Below are 19,626 nucleotides of genomic sequence, written 5' to 3'. Positions count from 1 at the left end.
CCGCCACCGCCGCAGGAGGTCCACGGCATTATGGAAGGCGTGCCCGACACGAACAACCTCCGCCGCGCCCCGGTGCAGCAGCGCAGCGCCGAACGCCTCGCCCGGATCCTCGACGCCTGCGCCGGACTCCTGGACGAGATCGGCTACGAGCAGCTGTCCACCCGGGCCGTGGCCCAGCGGGCCGGGGTGCCCATCGGCTCCGTCTACCGATTCTTCTCCAACAAGCGGTCCCTGACCGACGCGCTGGCCCGCCGCAACCTGGACAGCTACGCCGAGCGCATCACCGCCCGGCTGACCGCCATCGAGACCGCCGACTGGCGCGGCGCGATCGACGCCGTGCTGGACGAGTACCTGGCGATGAAGCGCACCGTCCCCGGCTTCGCCCTCGTGGACTTCGGCGCCCCCGCCCCCGACGAGGACCCGGCCGACGACGCCAACCAGCGGGTCGCGTCCCGGCTCGCCGGACTCCTCGCCGGGCAGCTCGGCCGGGAGGCCGACGCGGACCTGCTGCGCGCGATCCTGGTCTGCGTGGAGGCGGCCGACGCCCTGCTCGAACTCGCCTTCCGCACCGACCCGTCCGGCGACGACGCGCTCGTCGCCGAGACCCGCGAACTCATCCACGCCTACCTGGCCCGGAGGCTCGACTGAGCTTTCCCCGGCTGTGAATAGGCCCGGGGCGTACCCAAATTTGCGCGAGTCATTCCCTCACCGGGCGCGGTGGGCTAATTTCGGGCCACTGCTGCCGCTCCCCACCGCTCCATCACGAACCCTCCCGGGCGGAACCACATGACTCGCGCCATCACCCTGCACAACGTCAGCAAGGCATACGGACGGTCCCAGCGCGCCGTCGACCAGCTCTCGCTCTCCATAAACCCGGGCGAATTCGTCGTCCTGCTGGGCCCCTCGGGCTGCGGCAAGTCGACCGTGCTCCGCATGATCGCCGGCTTGGAGGACACCACCGAGGGCGAGATCCTGCTCGACGGCGAACCGGCCGGCCACCTCACCCCGCGCGAACGCGGGATGGCCATGGTCTTCCAGAACTTCGCGCTCTACCCGACCATGACCAACCGGGACAACATCGGTTTCCCGCTGAAGCTGGAGAACCCGCGTCTGGACCACACCGAACGCATCGAGAACACGGCCAGGATGCTCGGCATCGAGCGCATCCTGGACCGCCGCCCCGGCCAGCTCTCCGGCGGCGAGCGCCAGCGGGTCGCCATGGGGCGGGCCATCTCGCGCCAGCCCTCCGCCTTCCTCATGGACGAGCCGCTGTCCAACCTCGACGCGAAGCTCCGCAACCATCTGCGCGCCGAGATAGCCCAGCTCACCAAGGAACTCGGCGTCACCACCGTGTACGTGACCCACGACCAGGCGGAGGCCATGTCCCTGGGCCACCGGGTCGCCGTCATGCGCGGCGGGATCCTCCAGCAGGTCAGCCCGCCGCGCGAGGTGTACGCCCTGCCGGAGAACGTGTTCGTCGCCGCGTTCATCGGGACGCCCCGGATCAACCTCCTCCAGGCCGTGGTGCACGCTCCCCTGGAGGGCCGGATGTCCATCGACCTGGGCCGCCAGCGCCTCCCGCTGCCCGAACCGCTCAGCCCCGACCACCAGCTCCTGCGCATCCAGCAGGGCCGCCCGGTCATCGTCGGCCTCCGCTCGGAGGCGGTCCGGATCGCCCCGCCCAGCCACGCCCGCCCCGGCGAGGTCGCGCTCAGCGGCATCGTGGAGCACGTCGAGTACCAGGGCCACGAGGCGCTGGTCCACCTCAACACCGGCTCCCGGCCCGCCGTGGTCCCCGAGCTGGAGTCGGCCCGCACCGACCGGGGCCCCGTGCGCAGGCGCCGGGGCGGCCAGGGCGGCGCGGGGGTGCTGGAGCGGATCAAGGAGCGCGCCAGCTCCTACGTCGGAGGGTCCGTCGCGGTCCTGGACGCTCCGGAGACCGACGACCTGCCGCCGGGGATGCGCAGCCCGGACCGCCCCGCCGTCACCGCCAGCGACCTCGTCGTGCGGACCGGGCCCGACATGATGCTGCGCACCGGCGGCCAGGTGCCCCTCCTGGTCGACCTCGCGCACCTGTACGTCTTCGACCACCAGGGCCGCCGCATCTGCCCGCTGCCGAAGGACGTCCCCGGCCTGGACATGTAGGACCCGGCGCCGCCCCCGCCCGCCGGCCGCCGACCGCGGCGGGCGGGGGCGGCACGTGACCGGGGTCTCCGGAGGGTCTCTGGCGCCTGAAAACTAACAGCGCTAGTTTGGGCTCCGGACGATCCCGTCCGTCACCGTGCCCGGGAGGAACAGCGATGAAGGCCCACGACGGTATGTACATCGGCGGTGCCTGGCGGCCCGCCGCGGGAACGGACACGATCGCGGTCGTGAACCCGGCGGACGAGCAGGTCATCGGCCACGTGCCGGCCGGCACCGCCGAGGACGTCGACGCGGCGGTACGCGCCGCCCGCGCCGCGTTCCCCGGCTGGGCCGCCACCCCGCCCGCCGAGCGCGCCGCCCGCATCGCCGCCCTCCGCGACGTGCTGGGCGTCCGCGCGGAGGAGATCGCCGAGACGGTCACCGCCGAGCTGGGCGCCCCGCCCGCGCTGGCCGTATCCGTGCACGCGGGCCTCCCGGTCCTGGTCGCCGGGACGTACGCCGAGCTCGCCGCCACGTACGCCTTCGAGGAGCGGCACGGCAACTCGACGGTGTACCTGGAGCCGGTCGGCGTCGTCGGCGCGATCACCCCGTGGAACTACCCGCTGCACCAGATCGTCGCCAAGGTGGCCCCCGCGCTGGCCGCCGGCTGCACGGTCGTCCTCAAGCCCGCCGAGGACACCCCGCTCACCGCTCAGCTCTTCGCCGAGGCCGTTGCCGAGGCCGGGCTGCCCGCGGGCGTCTTCAACCTGGTCACCGGCCTCGGCCCGGTCGCCGGACAGGCCCTCGCCGCGCACGAGGACGTCGACCTCGTCTCCTTCACCGGGTCCACCGCGGTCGGCCGGCAGATCGGCGCCACGGCCGGCGGCGCGGTCAAGCGCGTCGCGCTGGAACTGGGCGGCAAGTCCGCCAACGTGATCCTGCCCGGCGCGGACCTCGCCAAGGCGGTCAACGTGGGCGTCGCCAACGTGATGTCCAACTCGGGCCAGACGTGCAGCGCCTGGACCCGGATGCTGGTCGACGCGGAGCGGTACGAGGAGGCCGTGGCGCTCGCGGCGGCGGCCGTCGCCAAGTACGTGCCCGGGGACCGGGTCGGCCCGCTCGTCAACGCCAAGCAGCAGGCCCGGGTGCGCGGTTACATCGAGAAGGGCGTCGAAGAGGGCGCCCGCCTCGTCGCGGGCGGCCCCGAGGCCCCGCTGCCCACCGGGTACTACGTCAGCCCCACGGTGTTCGCCGACGTCACCCCGGAGATGACGATCGCCCAGGAGGAGATCTTCGGCCCCGTCGTCTCGATCCTGAAGTACGAGGACGAGGACGACGCGCTCCGCATTGCCAACGGCACCGTCTACGGGCTGGCGGGCGCCGTCTGGGCCGCCGACGACGAGACGGCCGCGGCCTTCGCCCGCCGGATGGACACCGGCCAGGTCGACATCAACGGCGGCCGCTTCAACCCGCTCGCGCCCTTCGGCGGCTACAAGCAGTCCGGCGTCGGCCGCGAACTCGGCGCGCACGGCCTGGCCGAGTACCTCCAGACCAAGTCCCTCCAGTTCTGAGCCCCGTACCGCCCACCAGCCAGCCATCAGCAAGGAGCAAGTCCGTGGTCCGCGCCGCCGTACTGCCCGCCGTCGGAGCTCCGCTGGAGATCACCGACATCGTCCTGCCGGAGCCCGGCCCCGGCCGGGTGCGGGTCCGCCTCGCAGCCGCCGGGGTCTGCCACTCCGACCTCTCGCTGTCCAACGGCACGATGAGGGTGCCCGTCCCCGCCGTCCTCGGCCACGAGGGCGCCGGCACCGTCGTCTCGGTCGGCGAGGGCGTCACCCATGTCGCCCCGGGCGACGGCGTCGTCCTCAACTGGGCGCCCTCGTGCGGCAACTGCCACCACTGCGGGATCGGCGAGGTGTGGCTCTGCGCGGGCGCCCTGGCCGGTGCGGCGAACCTGCACGCCCGCACGGCCGACGGCGGCACCGACCTGCACCCCGGGCTGAACGTCGCCGCCTTCGCCGAGGAGACCGTCGTCGCCGGCAACTGCGTGCTGCCCGCCCCGGACGGCATTCCGCTCACCGACGCGGCACTCCTGGGCTGCGCGGTGCTCACGGGATACGGTGCGGTCCACCACAGCGCCCGGGTGCGCGCGGGGGAGTCCGTCGTGGTGTTCGGCATCGGCGGCGTCGGGCTCGCCGTGCTCCAGTCCGCCAGGATCGCGGGCGCCTCGCAGGTGATCGCGGTGGACGTCTCCCCGGAGAAGGAGGAACTGGCCCGCCGCGCCGGCGCCACGGACTTCGTCATCGCCTCGGAGACCACGCCCCGGGACATCCGGAAGCGCACCGGGGGCCAGGGCGCGGACGTGGCCGTCGAGTGCGTGGGGCGGGCGGCCACCATCCGGAGCGCCTGGGAGTCCACCCGGCGGGGCGGCCGCACCACGGTCGTCGGGATCGGCGGCAAGGACCAGCAGGTCACCTTCAACGCCCTGGAGATCTTCCACTGGGGCCGGTCCCTGACCGGGTGCGTCTACGGCAACAGCGACCCGGCCCGCGACCTGCCGGTGCTGGCGGACCACATCCGGGCGGGCCGCTTCGACCTCTCCATGATGGTCACCGAACGCATCGGCCTGGACGGCATCCCGGCCGCCTTCGACCACATGATCGCGGGCAAGGGCGGCCGGGCGCTGGTCGTCTTCTAGTCGCGTGCTCCGTGGTGGGCGGGCTCCAGCTGCGCGTACTGCAGTTCGAGCCCGTCCACCAGTGCCCGCAGCCCGGTCTCGAAGGCCCCCTCGTCCACCTGCTGCCGCCGCTCGGCCAGCAGGTGCGCCTGGCCCAGGTGCGGGTAGTCGGCGGGGTCGTACGCCGTCTCGTCGTCCACGAACCCCCGGGCGAAGGAGCCGAGCGCCGAGCCGGTGATGAAGTAACGCATCAGCGCGCCGATATACGTGGCCTGGGCCGGCGGCCACCCCGCGCGCACCATGGCCCCGAACACGGCGTCCGCGACCCGCAGACCGGCCGGGCGGCGCCCGGGCCCCTGCGCGAGCACCGGAACGATGTGCGGGTGCGCGGCGAGCGCCGCCCGGTAGGAGACCGCCCAGTCGTGCAGCGCGGCCCGCCAGTCCCGGGGGTCGGACTCCTCGAACATCGACAGATCGACCTGCGCCGAGACGGCGTCGGCGACCGCGTCCAGGATCTCGTCCTTGTTGCGGAAGTGGTTGTACAGCGAGGGCCCGCTGACCCCCAGCTCGGCCGCCAGCCGGCGGGTGGACACCGCGTCGAGCCCTTCGGCGTCCACGAGGGCGCTCGCCGTCTCGACGATGCGTTCTCTGCTCAGGAGGGGCTTGCGCGGGCGGGCCATGCGGCACATAGTAGGCCCTGCGATCTGAAAACTAGCAGTGCTAATTAAGGCGGAGGGTACGGCCGATGAACCTGGAGCTGAGCGAGGAGCAGGAAGCCGTACGGCAGCTCGCGAAGGACTTCGTCACCCGCGATGTCGCCCCGTACGCGGCCGAGTGGGACCGGTCCGAGAACGTCGACAAGTCGATCGTGAAGAAGCTGGGCGCCCTGGGCTTCCTCGGCCTGACCGTCCCCGAGGAGTACGGCGGCTCGGGTGGCGACCACCTCGCGTACTGCCTGGTGACCGAGGAGCTGGGCCGGGGCGACTCCTCGGTGCGCGGGATCGTCTCGGTCTCCCTCGGCCTGGTCGCCAAGACCGTCGCCGCCTGGGGCGACGAGGAGCAGAAGCGCCGGTGGCTGCCCCGTCTGACCTCCGGCGACGCGGTCGGCTGCTTCGGGCTCACCGAGCCCGGCACCGGCTCGGACGCGGGCAGCCTGACGACCCGGGCCGTGCGGGACGGCGCGGACTACGTGATCAACGGCAGCAAGATGTTCATCACCAACGGCACCTGGGCCGACGTGGTGCTGCTCTTCGCCCGCACCAACGACACCCCCGGCCACAAGGGCATCTCCGCCTTCCTGGTCCCCGCCGACGCCCCCGGCCTCACCCGCCGCACCATCCACGGCAAGCTCGGCCTGCGCGGCCAGGCCACCGCCGAACTGGTCCTGGAGGACGTCCGGGTGCCCGCGAGCGCCCTGATGGGCCCCGAGGGCAAGGGCTTCTCCATCGCCATGTCCGCCCTGGCGAAGGGCCGGATGTCGGTGGCGGCCGGCTGTGTCGGCATCGCCCAGGCGGCCCTGGACGCGGCCGTGGGATACGCGGGCGAACGCGAGCAGTTCGGCAGGCCGATCGCGGGTTACCAGCTCGTCCAGGAACTCATCAGCGACATCTCCGTGGACGTCGAGGCCGCGCGCCTGCTCACCTGGCGGGTCGCCGACCTCATCGACCGGGGCCAGGACTTCGCCACCGCCGCGTCCCGGGCCAAACTGTTCGCTTCCGAGGCGGCCGTGCGCGCCGCCGGCAACGCCCTCCAGGTCTTCGGCGGCTACGGCTACATCGACGAGTACCCGGTCGGCAAGCTGCTTCGGGACGCCCGCGTGATGACGCTCTACGAGGGCACCAGCCAGATCCAGAAGCTGATCATCGGCCGGGCCCTGACAGGCGTCTCCGCGTTCTGAGTATCTTCTGAGTATCCGTACGGATGTGGCGTGGATCATACCGCCGGATGCTGGGCCGCATGAGTGAGACGACACCGGTCAAACAGCAGACCACCGGCGCCTACTTCGGGCAGGCCGTCGCGTCCTTCGGGATCGCGATGGCCGCGGTGACCCTCGGAATCTACTTCCTCGACGCCGACGCCTGGGTGCGCGCCTTCCTCGCCATCGGCGTCCTCTACCTGGTCACCTCCAGCTTCACCCTGGCCAAGGTCGTCCGGGACCGGCAGGAGGCGGGTCAGCTGGTCAGCCGGGTCGACCAGGCCCGGCTGGAGAAGATCCTCGCCGAGCACGACCCCTTCCAGAAGCTCTGAGGCCCCACCCGCGAACAGTCACCCTAAGCGCTTGCTCAGGATCGGGGTATGGTGTGCGTCCTGCTGACTGAGAGGGGCGAGCGACGATGAGCACGGCGCAGGAGACCGACGCCGAGGACCCGCCGTGGGCCGAGGTGACGCCCGAGGCCGCCCGGCGGCTCCTCGTCGCGGCCGTCGACGCCTTCGCCGAGCGCGGGTACCACGCGACCACCACCCGGGACATCGCGGGCCGCGCCGGAATGAGCCCCGCCGCGCTCTACATCCACTACAAGACGAAGGAAGAGCTGCTCCACCGGATCAGCCGGATCGGCCACGACCGGGCCCTGGCCGTGCTGGAGGCGGCCGCCGACGGCGGCGGCACGGCCGCCGAACGGCTCGCCACCGCCGTCCGCTCCTTCGTCCGCTGGCACGCCGAACGGCACACCACCGCCCGCGTGGTCCAGTACGAGCTGGACGCGCTCGGCGAGGAGCACCGCACCGAGATCATCGCGCTGCGCCGCCGGACCGACGCGGTGGTGCGCCGGATCATCGGCGAGGGCGTCGCCTCCGGCGAGTTCGACGTGCCGGACGTGCCCGGCACCACGCTCGCGGTGCTGTCGCTCTGCATCGACGTGGCGCGCTGGTTCAACGCGCAGGGCAGCCGGACGCCCGACGAGGTCGCCGAGCTGTACGCCGGCCTGGTGCTGCGCATGGTCGCCGCCGGGCGCTGAACACGGCCAAGCACCCCCGGTGCCTCCGTGGGGCCGGGGGTGTTCGCGTACGGGCTCAGAAGTAGTAGCGCGACACCGACTCGGCGACGCACGCCGGCTTGTCGCCGCCCTCGCGCTCGACCGTCACGAGGGCGGTGATCTGCACGCCGCCGCCCGCCTCCTCGACGCTCTTCAGGACGGCTGTCGCGCGCACCCGCGAGCCGGCGGGCACGGGGGAGGGGAAGCGGACCTTGTTGGTGCCGTAGTTGATGCCCATCTTCGCGCCCTGGACCGCCATGACCTGCGGGACGAGCACCGGCAGCAGCGACAGCGTCAGATAACCGTGCGCGATGGTCTTCCCGAACGGTCCGGCCGCCGCCTTCTCGGGGTCCACGTGGATCCACTGGTGGTCGCCGGTCGCGTCGGCGAACAGGTCGATCCGCTTCTGGTCGATCTCCAGCCAGTCGCTGTACCCCAGCTGCTCGCCCACACCCTCACGCAGCTCCTGCGCGGAGTCGAAGATCCTCGGCTCAGCCATGTCCCTGCTCCCTGCCTTCCGCTCTGCCGACCGTCCATCGCACTGTCTAAGCGCTTGCTCAGCATCCTTGGCAGGTGCGTTCCTGTCAACGACGGACCGGCCGGGCACCGGCCACGTAGGCTTCGACGGGTGCCCCAGATCCCGCAGACACTTCACGAACTCACCGTCGGCCAGCTCTCCGCGCGCAGTGGCGCCGCAGTGTCGGCCCTGCACTTCTACGAGGCCAAGGGCCTGATCAGCAGCCGCCGCACCAGCGGCAACCAGCGCCGCTACAGCAGGGACGCCCTGCGCCGGGTCGCCTTCGTCCGCGCGGCCCAGCGGGTGGGCATCCCGCTGGCCACCATCCGCGAGGCGCTGGCCGAGCTCCCCGAGGAGCGCACCCCGAACCGCGACGACTGGGCGCGGCTCTCGCACGCCTGGCGCTCGGAACTGGACGACCGGATCAAGCAGCTGGGCCGGCTCCGCGACCACCTCACCGACTGCATCGGCTGCGGCTGCCTCTCGCTGGAGACCTGCGTCCTGTCCAACCCCGACGACATCAACGGCGAGAAGATCAGCGGCTCGCGTCTGATGCCGGAGCGCAGGACGGGCCGCGCGCCGGTGAGCCGCGCGCCGGCGGAGAGCGTCGAGGGCTGCTGCTGACCTGGGGTGCCGGGCGGCCCGCGCGACGGACCGCCCGCCCCTCAGGCCACCGTCGCCAGCTCGCCCGCGCGGTCCCGGCGGGCCCGCGCCAGGGCCGCCGGGGTGAGCACGGGCTGCGGCACCACGATCCCGCACCCCGTGCAGACCGGGCCCGACCAGGGCTCGCTGTCCAGGTCGTGCCGCCAGGTGATCCTGGTCTTGCCGCACACCGGGCAGCCGGTACCCGGCTCCGCCTCCAGGGCCGAGATCAGCCGGGCCAGCACCTCGGCGAGCGGTGCCGAGGGGTGGACCGCCGGGTCGTCGCAGCGCGCGACACCGTTGCCGCCCCAGGTGCGCCGGTGCCAGTCGTCGAAGGCGCCGGGCCGGCGCAGCCCCCGGTGCTTCTCCCGCCTGCGGCGCTCCGCGAACCCCGCCTCGTAACCGAGCCAGACCGTGCGGGCCCGCTCCAGCTCGTCCAGCGCCCGCACCAGCCGGACCGGGTCCGGGGCCCGGTCCTCGGGGGCTATGCCGTGCCGTGCGCACAGATGGTCCCAGGTCGCCCGGTGCCCGTAGGGGGCGAAGCGTTCCAGGCACTTGCGCAGCGAGTACCGCCGCAGTGCCAGATCGCTCCTCGGGTCGCGGACCTGTCTCGCCAGACTCCGGAAACCGGCCATTGAGCCGCCACCTCCGTCGCTCGTACTCCGTCGCCCGTACTTCGGCGTCAGGGGATGGACGTACGACTGCCCGGATCGGCTCCATCCAAGGCCCGAAGCGTCCGAAAGATGAGACGCCGCACAGAATCCATCGGCATGTGGTGATTCGGAAAAGGTGACCGATGTTCACCTTACCGGCCGGTCGTACCGCCAGTAACCTGCCGCGCATCGGCCTCTCGGAGGAGTACGCATGCCCCCACGCACCCGTATGACCGCCCGCACCGGTACCACCAGAGCCGCCGCACTCGCCGCGGCTCTCGCCCTCGGTACGTCCCTGCTCGCCGCCGCTCCCCACGCGGGCGCCGCCGAGGCGGACCCCGTCCCCGACTACTGCCAGGGGCAGTGCGACGACATCCTGCCGCCCGGCGAGAACGGCAACGCCACCCTGGTGGAGATCCTCGGCAACAAGGCGTTCGGCACCCACCCCGCGCACAGCGACGACCAACTCGACCGGTACGACGGCCTGGTGGCCGGCCACACGGGGCTCACCGACCAGAAGCTCACCGACTTCTTCAACGACGCCTCCTTCGGCGTCCCGAAGGACCAGGTCGAGTCCGTCACCTCACCCCGCGACGACGTCACCATCACCCGCGACAAGTCCTCCGGCGTCCCGCACATCAAGGGCACCACGCGCTACGGCACCGAGTTCGGCGCCGGGTACGCGGCCGGGCAGGACCGGCTGTGGCTGATGGACCTCTTCCGGCACATCGGGCGCGGCGAACTGACCTCGTTCGCCGGCGGGGCCCTCGCCAACCAGGGACTGGAGCAGCAGTTCTGGCCGCAGGCCCCGTACACCGAAGCCGATCTGGAGGCCCAGGTCGAGTACATCAGGACCCATGAGGGGGCCAGGGGCGAACAGGCCATGGCGGACGCGCAGGCGTACGTCGACGGCATCAACGCCTACCGCAAGAAGTCGAAGGACGGCCGCTACTTCCCCGGCGAGTACGTCCTGACCGGCAAGATCGACGCCCTCACCAACATCGGCGAGATCCAGCCGTTCAAGCTCACCGACCTGATCTCCATCGCCTCGGTCGTCGGCGGCCAGTTCGGCGGCGGGGGCGGCGGCGAGGTGCAGGCGGCGCTGTCGCTGCTCTCCGCCCAGCAGAAGTACGGCGTCGCCGAGGGCACGAGGGTCTGGGAGTCGTTCCGCCAGCGCAACGACCCCGAGGCCGTGCTCACCATCCACGACGGCACCTCCTTCCCGTACGCCGGCAAGCCCGGCAAGGCCGTCGGCACGGCCCTCCCGGACCGGGGCTCGGTCACCGCCGAGCCGCTGATCCACGACCGCACCGGCTCCGCCGGCACCGGCGTGAAGGCCCCCGTCAAGGCACCGGCGACGCTCAAGAAGGCGCAGGGCATCTTCGACGACGGCGTCATCCCGGAGGGCTCGCTGCCCGGCTCCGGCTCCGGCGCCCAGAAGCGCGGGATGTCCAACGCCCTGCTGGTGTCCGGCAAGCACACCGCGAGCGGGCACCCGGTCGCCGTGTTCGGGCCGCAGACCGGCTACTTCGCCCCGCAGCTGATGATGCTCCAGGAGCTCCAGGGCCCCGGCATCAGCGCGCGCGGGGTCTCCTTCGCCGGTGTCGGCATGTACATCCAGATGGGCCGGGGCCAGGACTACGCCTGGAGCGCCACCTCGGCCGGCCAGGACATCACCGACACCTACGCGATCGACCTGTGCGAGCCCGACGGCTCCACGCCCACCAAGGATTCGACGCACTACCTCTACCGGGGCACCTGCACCGCGATGGAGAAGATGGAGAAGACCAACTCCTGGAAGCCGACGGTCGCCGACTCCACCGCCAAGGGCTCGTACCGGATGCAGGTCTGGCGGACGGACTACGGCATCGTCACGCACCGCGCCACGGTGGCCGGCAAGCCCGTCGCGTACACCACGCTCCGCTCCACCTACCGCCACGAGGCCGACTCGATCATCGGCTTCCAGATGCTCAACGACCCGGCGTACGTCACCGACGCCGCGTCCTTCCAGCGGGCGGCGAGCGACATCGACTACGCCTTCAACTGGTTCTACGCGGACTCCCGCACCGCCGCGTACTACAACAGCGGGATGAACCCGGTGCGCGCGCCCGGCGTCGACCCGGCGCTCCCGATCCGCGCCGAGAAGGCATACGAGTGGCAGGGCTACGACCCGGCCGCCAACACCGCCTCGTACACCGCCTTCGCCGAGCACCCGCACTCCAGCGGCCAGGACTACTACATCTCCTGGAACAACAAGCAGGCCGAGGGGTACGCGGCGGCCGGCTTCGGGCTCAGCGCGGTGCACCGGGGCGACCTGCTCGACGACCGGGTCTCGAAGCTCGTCGAGGAGGGCGGCGTGACCCGCGCCTCGCTCACCCGGGCCATGGCGGACGCGGCGCTCACCGACCTGCGCGGCGAACAGCTGCTGCCCGAGCTGCTGAAGGTCATCCGCTCCCAGCCCGTCACCGACCCGGACCTGAACGCGGTGGTCCAGCAGCTGGACTCCTGGCGCGCGGCGGGCGCCCAGCGCAAGGAGACGAGCCCCGGCTCCCACACGTACGGGCACGCCGACGCGGTCCGGATCATGGACGCCTGGTGGCCGAGGCTGATCGAGGCGGAGTTCCGGCCCGGTCTCGGTGACGACCTGTACGGGGCGCTCACCGCGAACGTCGCCACCGACGAGTCCCCGGCCGCCAGCCACGGGCCGAGCGGGGCGCACAGCGGTTCGGCCTTCCAGTACGGCTGGTGGGGCTTCGCCGACAAGGACCTGCGCCAGGTGCTCGGGCAGCCGGTCAAGGGCCCGCTGGCCAAGTCGTACTGCGGAGGCGGCGACCTGAGTGCCTGCCGTTCGGCGCTGCTGTCCTCGTTGAAGGAGGCGGCGGCGGTGCCGGCGGCCGAGGTCTACCCGGGCGACGACAGCTGCGAGGCCGGCGACCAGTGGTGCACGGACTCGATCATCCACCGCGCACTGGGCGGCATCGCCCAGAAGGGCATCCACTGGCAGAACCGCCCGACGTACCAGCAGGTGGTGGAGTTCCCGAGCCACCGGTAAACCCAGCCCGTCCGGCGTTTGAGGACGGAACCGCTGCGCCGGGCGGGCCCGCACCCGCATCACCGCTCCACGCGGGCCCGCCCGCCCGCTCACCGGTACTGCAGATACCGCTTCCGCACGGCCCGGAACGCCGCGAGGTCGTCCGCCCACGCGCCGACGACCTCGTCCAGGTCCGCCCCCGCGTCGATCATCGTGCGCACCCGCGTGTTGCCGGTCAGCTTGTCGATCCAGTTGTCCGACCGCCACGCGAACCCGCTCCACGTCCGCTTCGCGGTGATCAGCAGCGCGATCCCCGTACGCACCGGGTCGAAGACCTCGCGGTCCTGGACGTGCAGCTGCACCCCGCCCACGGTCCTGCCCTGGAACTTCGAGAACGTCGGCGCGAAGTACGCCTCGCGGAACGCCACCCCGGGCAGCTCAAGGGCGTTGGCGGCGTCCGCCCACGCGTGGTCGATGCCCTCCGCGCCCAGCAGCTCGAACGGGCGCGTCGTGCCGCGCCCCTCGGACAGGTTCGTCCCCTCGAAGAGGCAGGTGCCGGAGTAGACGAGAGCCGTGTCGGGCGTCGGCATGTTGGGGCTCGGCGGCACCCACGGCAGGCCCGAGGCGTCGAAGAAGTCGGCGCGCGACCACCCCGCCATCTTGACGGTCTCCAGCTCCGCCGGGCGGTCCTTCAGGAACTCCCCGTTGAACAGCAGCGCCAGCTCGGTCACCGTCATCCCGTGCGCCTGGGAGATCTCCCGGCGCCCCACGAACGTGCCGAACGCCGGGTCGAGCACCGGCCCGAGCGCCGCTCGCCCCGACACCGGGTTCGGCCGGTCCAGCACGACGAACTTCTTGCCCGCGAGCGCCGCCGCCTCCATGCAGTCGTACAGCGTCCAGATGTACGTGTAGAAGCGGGCCCCGGCGTCCTGGATGTCGAAGACGATCGTGTCCACGCCGGACGCCGTGAAGACGTCGGCGAGCGCCTGACCGCTCTTCAGATACGTGTCGTAGACCGGCAGCCCGGTCGCCGGGTCGTCGTAGCGGCCCTCGGAGCCACCCGCCTGCGCGGTCCCCCGGAAGCCGTGCTCGGGGCCGAAGACCGCGGTGAGGTCCACCCGGCTGTCCGGGTGCATCACGTCCACGATGTGCCGGACGTCGGACGTGATCCCGGTCGGGTTGGTGACGACGCCGACGCGCTGCCCCTTCAGCAGGGCGTAGCCGTCCGCCGCCAGCCGGTCGAAGCCGGTACGGACCCGCTGCCCGCCCCCGTGGCCGTTCCCGTGCCCGTGGCCCTTGCCGTGCGACGTACCGGCGGCTGCGGGGCCGGCCGAGGCGGCCGTGGCCGCGAGGGCTCCCATCGCACCGCCGGCGGTCAGCAAACCACGCCTGGACAGGCTCATTCGGCTACCTCCAAGATCGCGACGAGTGTCATGGTCACGCACGCTAGCGCGCCGACGGGCCCGGGGGAACGTGTCGGACGGGGCTGCCGCGCCGGGAGTGGCCGACGAGACGCCCCCACCCCTTCCCACGCGACATACCGACTGGTTAGTCTGCCCGTGCAGTCGGCTGAGAGGTGCGAGAGCGATGAGTACGGTGCAGGGCGCGCGCGTAGTGGTCACCGGGGCCGGAGGCGGCATCGGCGCCGCCCTCGCCCGCAGATTCGCCGCCGAGGGCGCACGGGTCGTCGTCAACGACCTCGACACGTCCCGGATCGAGGCGCTGGCCGAGGAGACCGGCGCCATCCCGGTCGCCGGGGACGCCTCCCGGATCGTGGAAGCGGCCCGGGACGCCCTGGACGGCACCATCGACGTCTACTGCGCCAACGCGGGCCTCGCCTCACCGGGCGACCCGATGGCCGACGAGGAGGTCTGGGCCGCGGCCTGGGACGTCAACGTGATGGCCCACGTCCGGGCGGCCCGCGCGCTGCTCCCGGACTGGCTGGAGCGCGGCAGCGGCCGGTTCGTCTCCACGGCGTCCGCCGCCGGGCTGCTCACCATGATCGGCGCGGCCCCGTACAGCGTCACCAAGCACGGCGCGGTCGCCTTCGCGGAGTGGCTGTCGCTGACCTACCGGCACCGGGGCGTCAAGGTCCACGCGATCTGCCCGCAGGGCGTGCGCACCGACATGCTCACCGCCGCCGGATCGGCCGGCGAGCTCGTCCTCACCCCCGGCGCCATCGAGCCCGAGGCCGTCGCGGACGCCCTGTTCGACGCCATGGCCGAGGACCGGTTCCTGGTCCTGCCGCACCCCGAGGTCGGCCGCTACTACGAAGCCAGGGCCACCGACACCGACCGCTGGATCCGCGGCATGAACCGCCTCCAGCGCACCTGGGAGGAGACCGGAGCATGACCGAGTCCATCTACGCGGCGAAGCCCTGGCTCCCGCTGCTCAGCGAGGCCCAGCGGGCCCCCGTCCACCCCGCCGAGACCCTGGTGCACGCCTTCCGCGCGTCGGTGGGCCGCTCCCCGGACCACCCGGCGCTCGCCTACTTCGACGGCCGCCTGAGCTACCGCGAGACGGACGGGCTCTCCGACTCCGTGGCCGGCCACCTCGCCGCCCGGGGCCTGGAGCGCGGCGACCGGGTCGCGATCATGCTCCAGAACTCCCCGCAGTTCGTCCTCGCGCTCCTCGGCGCCTGGAAGGCCGGCGCCACCGTCGTCCCGCTCAACCCGATGTACAAGTCCGCCGAGGTCGGCCATGTACTCAAGGACGCCCGGGTCACCGCCCTGATCTGCTCGGACCGGGCCTGGGAGGCTTACCTCCGGGACACCGCCGCGGCCGCGCCCGGCGTCCGGATCGCGCTCACCGCCTGCGAGCTGGACCTCCAGACGAAGAACGACGAGCGGGTGCTGAACTTCGAGCGGCTGCCCGCCGCCGGGGACGCCGACGACCTGGTCGCCGTCGCCCGCCGGGGCCTCGCCGCCCCCGCCGGCCGGGAGCCCACCGCCGCCGACACCGCGCTGATCAGCTACACCTCCGGGACCAGCGGCACCCCCAAGGGCGCCATGAACTCCCACGGCAACATCATGGTCAACGCCGAACGCCAGCGCACCGGCCACCCCGTCCCCGAGGGCGCCGCCTACTTCGCGCTCGCCCCGCTCTTCCACATCACCGGCATGGTCTGCCAGCTGGCCGCCTGCCTCACCAACGCGGGCACCCTCGTCCTCGCCTACCGCTTCCACCCCGGGGTCGTCCTCGACGCCTTCGCCGAGCACCGCCCCGCGTACACGGTCGGCCCCTCCACCGCCTTCATGGCCCTGGCCGCGACGCCCGGCGTGACCCCCGAGCACTTCGCGTCCTTCCAGGTCATCTCCTCCGGCGGCGCGCCGCTGCCGCCCGCGCTCGTGGAGAAGTTCCGGGCGGGCTTCGGCCCGTACATACGCAACGGCTACGGGCTGACCGAGTGCACCGCCCCCTGCGCCTCCGTGCCCCCGGAGCGCGAGGCCCCCGTCGACCCGGTCTCCGGCACCCTCTCGGTCGGCGTGCCGGGCCCGGACACCGTCGTCCGCATCCTGGACGAGAACGGCGCCGAGGTGCCCTTCGGGGAGCAGGGCGAGATCGCGGTGCGCGGCCCGCAGGTCGTCTCCGGCTACTGGGGACTGCCCGAGGCCACCGCGGCCGCCTTCCCCGACGGCGAGCTGCGCACCGGCGACATCGGCTTCATGGACCGCGAGGGCTGGCTCTACGTGGTCGACCGCAAGAAGGACATGATCAACGCCTCCGGGTTCAAGGTGTGGCCCCGCGAGGTGGAGGACGTCCTCTACACGCACCCGGCCGTCCGCGAGGCCGCTGTCGTCGGCGTGCCCGACGCCTACCGGGGCGAGACCGTCCGGGCCTACGTCAGCCTGCGTCCGGGCGCGTCCGCGGAGCCGGACGAGCTGGGCGCGTACTGCAAGGAACGGCTCGCCGCGTACAAGTACCCGCGCGAGGTCCAGATCCTGGCCGAGCTGCCCAAGACGGCGAGTGGGAAGATCCTCAGGCGGGAACTGCGTTCAGCCCGCTAGAACAGACATACGCGTACGCACGGAAGGAAGGCGGCGGCTATGGCCAAGGAGACGGACGGGAGCGGCACCCCCGTCCCCCAGCGACTGCTGGCCGCCGCCACCCGGCTCTTCGCCGAGCAGGGCTACGACCGCACCTCGGTGCAGGAGATCGTGGAGGCGGCCGGCGTCACCAAGGGGGCGCTGTACCACTACTTCGGCTCCAAGGAGGACCTGCTCCAAGAGGTGTACGCCCGGGTGCTGCGCCTCCAGCAGGAGCGGCTCGACGCCTTCGCGAACGCCGAGGCGCCCATCGAGCAGCGGCTGCGCGACGCGGCGGCCGACGTGGTCGTCACCACCATCGAGAACCTGGACGACGCCTCGATCTTCTTCCGCTCCATGCACCACCTGAGCCCGGAGAAGAACAAGCAGGTACGGGGCGAGCGGCGGCGCTACCACGAGCGGTTCCGCGCCCTGGTCGAGGAGGGCCAGCGCAGCGGGGTGTTCTCGACGGCCACCCCGGCGGACCTCATCGTGGACTACCACTTCGGCTCGGTCCACCACCTGTCGACCTGGTACCGCCCGGACGGCCCCCTCACCCCGCAGGAGGTCGCCGACCACCTGGCCGACCTGCTGCTGCGGGCGCTCAGACCGTAACGGGAGCCCCCTCCACGGGCTCCCCGCCGCACAGCTGCCCGAGCAGCGCCTCCGCCGCCGGGTTGCGCGGCCGGGGCGCCCGGCCCACCAGCAGCACCGTCCGGCCCGGCTCCGGCTGCCGGATGGTCACGCACGGCAGCCCCGCGTCCTCCCCGATCCGGCGCGGCACGATCGCCACCCCGATGCCCGCCCTGACGAGGTCGACCAGCAGCCGGATCTGCGTGACGTCACAGGTGATCCGGCGCTCCAGACCGCAGTGCGCGGCCAGCCTGCGCACCGCCGTCTCCAGGCCCGTGCCCGCCCGGAAGTCCACGAACGGCTCGTCGGCGAGGTCCTTGATCAGGGTGCGCCCCGCCCGCCCGAGGGGGTGCCCGGGCGCGGTGATCAGCACCAGGTCCTCGTGCCAGGTGGCGAACGCGGTGATGCCCTCGGGCAGCTCGGCGGTGTCCGGCGCCAGATAGGCGAGGTCCAGTTCCCCGGCGCGCACCGCCGCCACCAGCTCCGGTGTCGTCGCCTCGCGCAGTGAGATCTGCACCCCGGGCCACAGCCGGTGGAACGCGGCCAGTTCGGCGGCCAGGTCGACGCAGGTCAGCGTCTGGATCGTGCCGACGCGGACCCGTCCGGTGGCCAGGCCCGACACGGCCGCCACCGCGTCCCGGGCGGCGTCCGTCCCCGCGAGCACCGTCCGCGCGGCGGGCAGCAGCGCCCGGCCCGCCTCGGTGAGGACAACCCGGCGGCCGGTGCGGTCGAACAGCTCGGCGCCCAGCTCCCGTTCCAGGTTGCGCACGGACGTGCTGAGCGCCGACTGCACGATCAGCTCGGCGCGGGCGGCGGCGGTGAAGCTGCCGTGCGTGATCACCGCCATGAAGTGGCGGAGCTGGCGTATCTCCATGCATCTACGATATCGATGGGTGCCAGCGAATCCATCTGTTGGACCGCCTCCCGCACCGGGGCCAAGCTGGATACATGGCGCACATCCAGAGCTCCACCCGCATCCCCGCCCTGTGGACCGTGGCCTACGGCCCCCACCGCCCCCTTCCGGCCCGGCTGCTGGCCCGCACCCTGCTGCGGGTACGGGCCTTCGCCCGCGAACTGGCCCTGGCCGATCACGTACCGTCCGGGGGCTATTGACGGCCGGGGACACGTCCTAAAAGTACTTCTTGATCTCCCGCCGGGCCAGCGAGCGCTGGTGGACCTCGTCCGGGCCGTCCGCGAGCCGCAGGGTCCGGGCCGACGCCCACAGCTCGGCCAGCGGGAAGTCCTGGCTGACGCCGCCCGCGCCGTGCAGCTGCACCGCCTGGTCGAGGATGGCGACCACCGCGCGCGGGGTGGCGATCTTGATGGACTGGATCTCGGTGTGCGCGCCCCGGTTGCCGACGGTGTCCATCAGCCAGGCCGTCTTCAGCACCAGCAGCCGCAGCTGCTCGACGGTGACCCGGGCGTCCGCGATCCAGTTCTGCACGACGCCCTGCTGGGCGAGCGGCTTGCCGAAGGCGGTACGGGAGACCGCGCGCCGGCACATCAGCTCGATGGCGCGCTCCGCCATGCCGATGAGCCGCATGCAGTGGTGGATGCGCCCCGGACCCAGCCGGGCCTGGGCGATGGCGAAGCCGCCGCCCTCCTCGCCGATCAGGTTCGACGCCGGAACCCGCACGTCCTCGAAGACGACCTCCGCGTGGCCGCCGTGCCAGTGGTCCTCGTAGCCGTACACCTGCATCGCGCGCTTCACCGTCAGACCGGGGGTCTCCCGGGGCACGAGGATCTGCGACTGCTGGCGGCGGATGTCCGCACCGTCCGGGTCCGTCTTGCCCATCACGATGAAGATCTCGCAGTCCGGGTTCATCGCCCCGGAGATGTACCACTTGCGGCCGTTGATGACGTAGTCACCGCCGTCCCGGGTGATCCGGGTCTCGATGTTGGTCGCGTCCGATGAGGCGACCTCCGGCTCCGTCATCGCGAAGGCCGACCGGATCTCCCCGGCCAGCAGCGGTTCCAGCCACCGCTTCTTCTGCTCGTCCGTGCCGAACTCGGCCAGCACCTCCATGTTCCCGGTGTCCGGCGCCGCGCAGTTCGTCGCGGTGGGCGCCAGACGCGGCGAGCGGCCGAGGATCTCCGCCAGCGGCGCGTACTGGAGGTTGCTCAGCCCCGCCCCGTGCTCCGTGCCCGGCAGGAAGAGGTTCCACAGGCCCTGCCGGCGGGCCTCCGCCTTCAGGTCCTCCACGATGCGCGGGGTCTGCCACGGCGAGTCGAGCTCGGCGCGCTGCTCGTCCGCGATCCGCTCGGCCGGGTAGACGTGCTCGTCCATGAAGGCGAGGAGCCGGGCGCGCAGCTCCTCGGTACGGGCGTCGAATGCGAAGTCCATGGGGG

At 72.4% G+C, this 19,626-nt stretch carries 19 protein-coding genes; 13 read left to right on the top strand and 6 right to left on the bottom strand.

The annotated features are described in order from the left end of the window. Nucleotides 1–30: 30 nt before the first annotated feature. From ABZ565_RS24405 to ABZ565_RS24390, 4 genes are all read left to right on the top strand, one after another. Nucleotides 31–648 (top strand): TetR/AcrR family transcriptional regulator, encoded by a 618-nt coding sequence (locus ABZ565_RS24405; RefSeq protein WP_361030655.1) that lies wholly within the window; start codon nucleotides 31–33, stop codon nucleotides 646–648. Between the two features lie 138 nt (nucleotides 649–786). Next, nucleotides 787–2,145, top strand: a complete 1,359-nt coding sequence (locus tag ABZ565_RS24400; protein ID WP_361030652.1) for an ABC transporter ATP-binding protein — start codon at nucleotides 787–789, stop codon at nucleotides 2,143–2,145. Nucleotides 2,146–2,300: 155 nt separating this feature from the next. Beyond that, nucleotides 2,301–3,695: an aldehyde dehydrogenase family protein gene (locus tag ABZ565_RS24395; protein ID WP_361030649.1), complete on the top strand. Its 1,395-nt coding sequence runs from the start codon at nucleotides 2,301–2,303 to the stop codon at nucleotides 3,693–3,695. Between the two features lie 44 nt (nucleotides 3,696–3,739). Next, nucleotides 3,740–4,822, top strand: a complete 1,083-nt coding sequence (locus ABZ565_RS24390) for a Zn-dependent alcohol dehydrogenase (protein ID WP_361030646.1) — start codon at nucleotides 3,740–3,742, stop codon at nucleotides 4,820–4,822. On the opposite strand, the gene ABZ565_RS24385 is transcribed toward ABZ565_RS24390, so the two are convergent. After that, complete coding sequence (locus tag ABZ565_RS24385; RefSeq protein ID WP_361030644.1) at nucleotides 4,819–5,481, bottom strand: TetR/AcrR family transcriptional regulator C-terminal domain-containing protein; 663 nt, start codon at nucleotides 5,479–5,481, stop codon at nucleotides 4,819–4,821. The two genes, ABZ565_RS24390 and ABZ565_RS24385, sit on opposite strands and share 4 nt — an antisense overlap. A 65-nt stretch (nucleotides 5,482–5,546) precedes the next feature. Here ABZ565_RS24385 and ABZ565_RS24380 point away from each other — a divergent pair, with 65 nt between their 5' ends. The 3 genes from ABZ565_RS24380 (at nucleotide 5,547) to ABZ565_RS24370 (ending at nucleotide 7,758) form a co-directional block, all read left to right on the top strand. Next, nucleotides 5,547–6,698, top strand: coding sequence for an acyl-CoA dehydrogenase family protein (locus ABZ565_RS24380; protein ID WP_361030641.1), 1,152 nt, complete (start codon nucleotides 5,547–5,549; stop codon nucleotides 6,696–6,698). A 59-nt stretch (nucleotides 6,699–6,757) separates the two neighbouring features. Then, nucleotides 6,758–7,048 (top strand): YiaA/YiaB family inner membrane protein, encoded by a 291-nt coding sequence (locus tag ABZ565_RS24375; protein ID WP_361030638.1) that lies wholly within the window; start codon nucleotides 6,758–6,760, stop codon nucleotides 7,046–7,048. Nucleotides 7,049–7,134: 86 nt separating this feature from the next. Further along, on the top strand, nucleotides 7,135–7,758 hold the full coding sequence (locus tag ABZ565_RS24370; protein ID WP_361030635.1) for a TetR/AcrR family transcriptional regulator: 624 nt from the start codon (nucleotides 7,135–7,137) through the stop codon (nucleotides 7,756–7,758). Nucleotides 7,759–7,813: 55 nt separating this feature from the next. Here the strand turns inward: ABZ565_RS24370 and ABZ565_RS24365 are convergent, their stop codons facing one another. Continuing rightward, on the bottom strand, nucleotides 7,814–8,275 hold the full coding sequence (locus ABZ565_RS24365; RefSeq protein WP_361030632.1) for a MaoC family dehydratase: 462 nt from the start codon (nucleotides 8,273–8,275) through the stop codon (nucleotides 7,814–7,816). A gap of 129 nt (nucleotides 8,276–8,404) precedes the next feature. Here ABZ565_RS24365 and soxR point away from each other — a divergent pair, with 129 nt between their 5' ends. Continuing rightward, on the top strand, nucleotides 8,405–8,917 hold the full coding sequence (gene soxR / locus ABZ565_RS24360) for a redox-sensitive transcriptional activator SoxR (RefSeq protein WP_361030629.1): 513 nt from the start codon (nucleotides 8,405–8,407) through the stop codon (nucleotides 8,915–8,917). Nucleotides 8,918–8,958: 41 nt separating this feature from the next. On the opposite strand, the gene ABZ565_RS24355 is transcribed toward soxR, so the two are convergent. Then, on the bottom strand, nucleotides 8,959–9,570 hold the full coding sequence (locus ABZ565_RS24355; protein ID WP_361030626.1) for a hypothetical protein: 612 nt from the start codon (nucleotides 9,568–9,570) through the stop codon (nucleotides 8,959–8,961). A gap of 229 nt (nucleotides 9,571–9,799) precedes the next feature. On the opposite strand from ABZ565_RS24355, the gene ABZ565_RS24350 reads away from it, so the two are divergent. Next, complete coding sequence (locus ABZ565_RS24350; protein WP_361030623.1) at nucleotides 9,800–12,640, top strand: penicillin acylase family protein; 2,841 nt, start codon at nucleotides 9,800–9,802, stop codon at nucleotides 12,638–12,640. Nucleotides 12,641–12,729: 89 nt separating this feature from the next. Here the strand turns inward: ABZ565_RS24350 and ABZ565_RS24345 are convergent, their stop codons facing one another. Further along, the gene (locus ABZ565_RS24345) at nucleotides 12,730–14,022 is read right to left on the bottom strand and encodes a DUF1343 domain-containing protein (protein ID WP_361030620.1); all 1,293 of its coding nucleotides are present in this window, start codon (nucleotides 14,020–14,022) and stop codon (nucleotides 12,730–12,732) included. Nucleotides 14,023–14,206: 184 nt separating this feature from the next. Between ABZ565_RS24345 and ABZ565_RS24340 the strand changes: the two genes are divergently transcribed. The 3 genes from ABZ565_RS24340 to ABZ565_RS24330 are packed head-to-tail and all read left to right on the top strand — an operon-like array spanning nucleotide 14,207 to nucleotide 17,259. Further along, on the top strand, nucleotides 14,207–14,971 hold the full coding sequence (locus tag ABZ565_RS24340; RefSeq protein ID WP_361030617.1) for an SDR family oxidoreductase: 765 nt from the start codon (nucleotides 14,207–14,209) through the stop codon (nucleotides 14,969–14,971). Continuing rightward, nucleotides 14,968–16,626 carry an AMP-binding protein gene (locus tag ABZ565_RS24335; RefSeq protein WP_361030614.1) on the top strand — a complete coding sequence of 553 codons (1,659 nt, stop codon included), beginning with the start codon at nucleotides 14,968–14,970 and terminating at the stop codon, nucleotides 16,624–16,626. Before ABZ565_RS24340 ends, ABZ565_RS24335 begins: the two co-directional genes overlap by 4 nt. Nucleotides 16,627–16,665: 39 nt before the next feature. Then, entirely contained in the window at nucleotides 16,666–17,259 is a 594-nt protein-coding gene (locus ABZ565_RS24330) for a TetR/AcrR family transcriptional regulator (RefSeq protein WP_018103668.1), read from the top strand. Here the strand turns inward: ABZ565_RS24330 and ABZ565_RS24325 are convergent. Beyond that, nucleotides 17,249–18,151 carry a LysR family transcriptional regulator gene (locus ABZ565_RS24325; RefSeq protein ID WP_361030610.1) on the bottom strand — a complete coding sequence of 301 codons (903 nt, stop codon included), beginning with the start codon at nucleotides 18,149–18,151 and terminating at the stop codon, nucleotides 17,249–17,251. The genes ABZ565_RS24330 and ABZ565_RS24325 overlap by 11 nt on opposite strands. A gap of 74 nt (nucleotides 18,152–18,225) precedes the next feature. Here ABZ565_RS24325 and ABZ565_RS24320 point away from each other — a divergent pair, with 74 nt between their 5' ends. Next, nucleotides 18,226–18,390 (top strand): hypothetical protein, encoded by a 165-nt coding sequence (locus ABZ565_RS24320; RefSeq protein WP_361030607.1) that lies wholly within the window; start codon nucleotides 18,226–18,228, stop codon nucleotides 18,388–18,390. Nucleotides 18,391–18,406: 16 nt separating this feature from the next. On the opposite strand, the gene ABZ565_RS24315 is transcribed toward ABZ565_RS24320, so the two are convergent. Further along, the gene (locus ABZ565_RS24315; RefSeq protein WP_361030604.1) at nucleotides 18,407–19,621 is read right to left on the bottom strand and encodes an acyl-CoA dehydrogenase family protein; all 1,215 of its coding nucleotides are present in this window, start codon (nucleotides 19,619–19,621) and stop codon (nucleotides 18,407–18,409) included. Between the last annotated feature and the right edge of the window lie 5 nt (nucleotides 19,622–19,626).

The organism is Streptomyces sp. NPDC016469 (assembly GCF_040632905.1).
Taxonomy (GTDB): Bacteria; Actinomycetota; Actinomycetes; order Streptomycetales; family Streptomycetaceae; genus Streptomyces.
This window is presented reverse-complemented; position numbering and strand designations above follow the sequence as displayed.

What these genes read in the sequence shown, in the direction of transcription:
- ABZ565_RS24405 (WP_361030655.1), top strand. Translation starts at nt 31, where the DNA reads ATGGAAGGCGTGCCCGACACGAACAACCTCCGCCGCGCCCCGGTGCAG.
- ABZ565_RS24400 (WP_361030652.1), top strand. Translation starts at nt 787, where the DNA reads ATGACTCGCGCCATCACCCTGCACAACGTCAGCAAGGCATACGGACGG.
- ABZ565_RS24395 (WP_361030649.1), top strand. Translation starts at nt 2,301, where the DNA reads ATGAAGGCCCACGACGGTATGTACATCGGCGGTGCCTGGCGGCCCGCC.
- ABZ565_RS24385 (WP_361030644.1), bottom strand. Translation starts at nt 5,481, where the DNA reads ATGGCCCGCCCGCGCAAGCCCCTCCTGAGCAGAGAACGCATCGTCGAG.
- ABZ565_RS24380 (WP_361030641.1), top strand. Translation starts at nt 5,547, where the DNA reads ATGAACCTGGAGCTGAGCGAGGAGCAGGAAGCCGTACGGCAGCTCGCG.
- ABZ565_RS24375 (WP_361030638.1), top strand. Translation starts at nt 6,758, where the DNA reads ATGAGTGAGACGACACCGGTCAAACAGCAGACCACCGGCGCCTACTTC.
- ABZ565_RS24370 (WP_361030635.1), top strand. Translation starts at nt 7,135, where the DNA reads ATGAGCACGGCGCAGGAGACCGACGCCGAGGACCCGCCGTGGGCCGAG.
- ABZ565_RS24365 (WP_361030632.1), bottom strand. Translation starts at nt 8,275, where the DNA reads ATGGCTGAGCCGAGGATCTTCGACTCCGCGCAGGAGCTGCGTGAGGGT.
- ABZ565_RS24355 (WP_361030626.1), bottom strand. Translation starts at nt 9,570, where the DNA reads ATGGCCGGTTTCCGGAGTCTGGCGAGACAGGTCCGCGACCCGAGGAGC.
- ABZ565_RS24350 (WP_361030623.1), top strand. Translation starts at nt 9,800, where the DNA reads ATGCCCCCACGCACCCGTATGACCGCCCGCACCGGTACCACCAGAGCC.
- ABZ565_RS24345 (WP_361030620.1), bottom strand. Translation starts at nt 14,022, where the DNA reads ATGAGCCTGTCCAGGCGTGGTTTGCTGACCGCCGGCGGTGCGATGGGA.
- ABZ565_RS24340 (WP_361030617.1), top strand. Translation starts at nt 14,207, where the DNA reads ATGAGTACGGTGCAGGGCGCGCGCGTAGTGGTCACCGGGGCCGGAGGC.
- ABZ565_RS24335 (WP_361030614.1), top strand. Translation starts at nt 14,968, where the DNA reads ATGACCGAGTCCATCTACGCGGCGAAGCCCTGGCTCCCGCTGCTCAGC.
- ABZ565_RS24330 (WP_018103668.1), top strand. Translation starts at nt 16,666, where the DNA reads ATGGCCAAGGAGACGGACGGGAGCGGCACCCCCGTCCCCCAGCGACTG.
- ABZ565_RS24325 (WP_361030610.1), bottom strand. Translation starts at nt 18,151, where the DNA reads ATGGAGATACGCCAGCTCCGCCACTTCATGGCGGTGATCACGCACGGC.
- ABZ565_RS24320 (WP_361030607.1), top strand. Translation starts at nt 18,226, where the DNA reads ATGGCGCACATCCAGAGCTCCACCCGCATCCCCGCCCTGTGGACCGTG.
- ABZ565_RS24315 (WP_361030604.1), bottom strand. Translation starts at nt 19,621, where the DNA reads ATGGACTTCGCATTCGACGCCCGTACCGAGGAGCTGCGCGCCCGGCTC.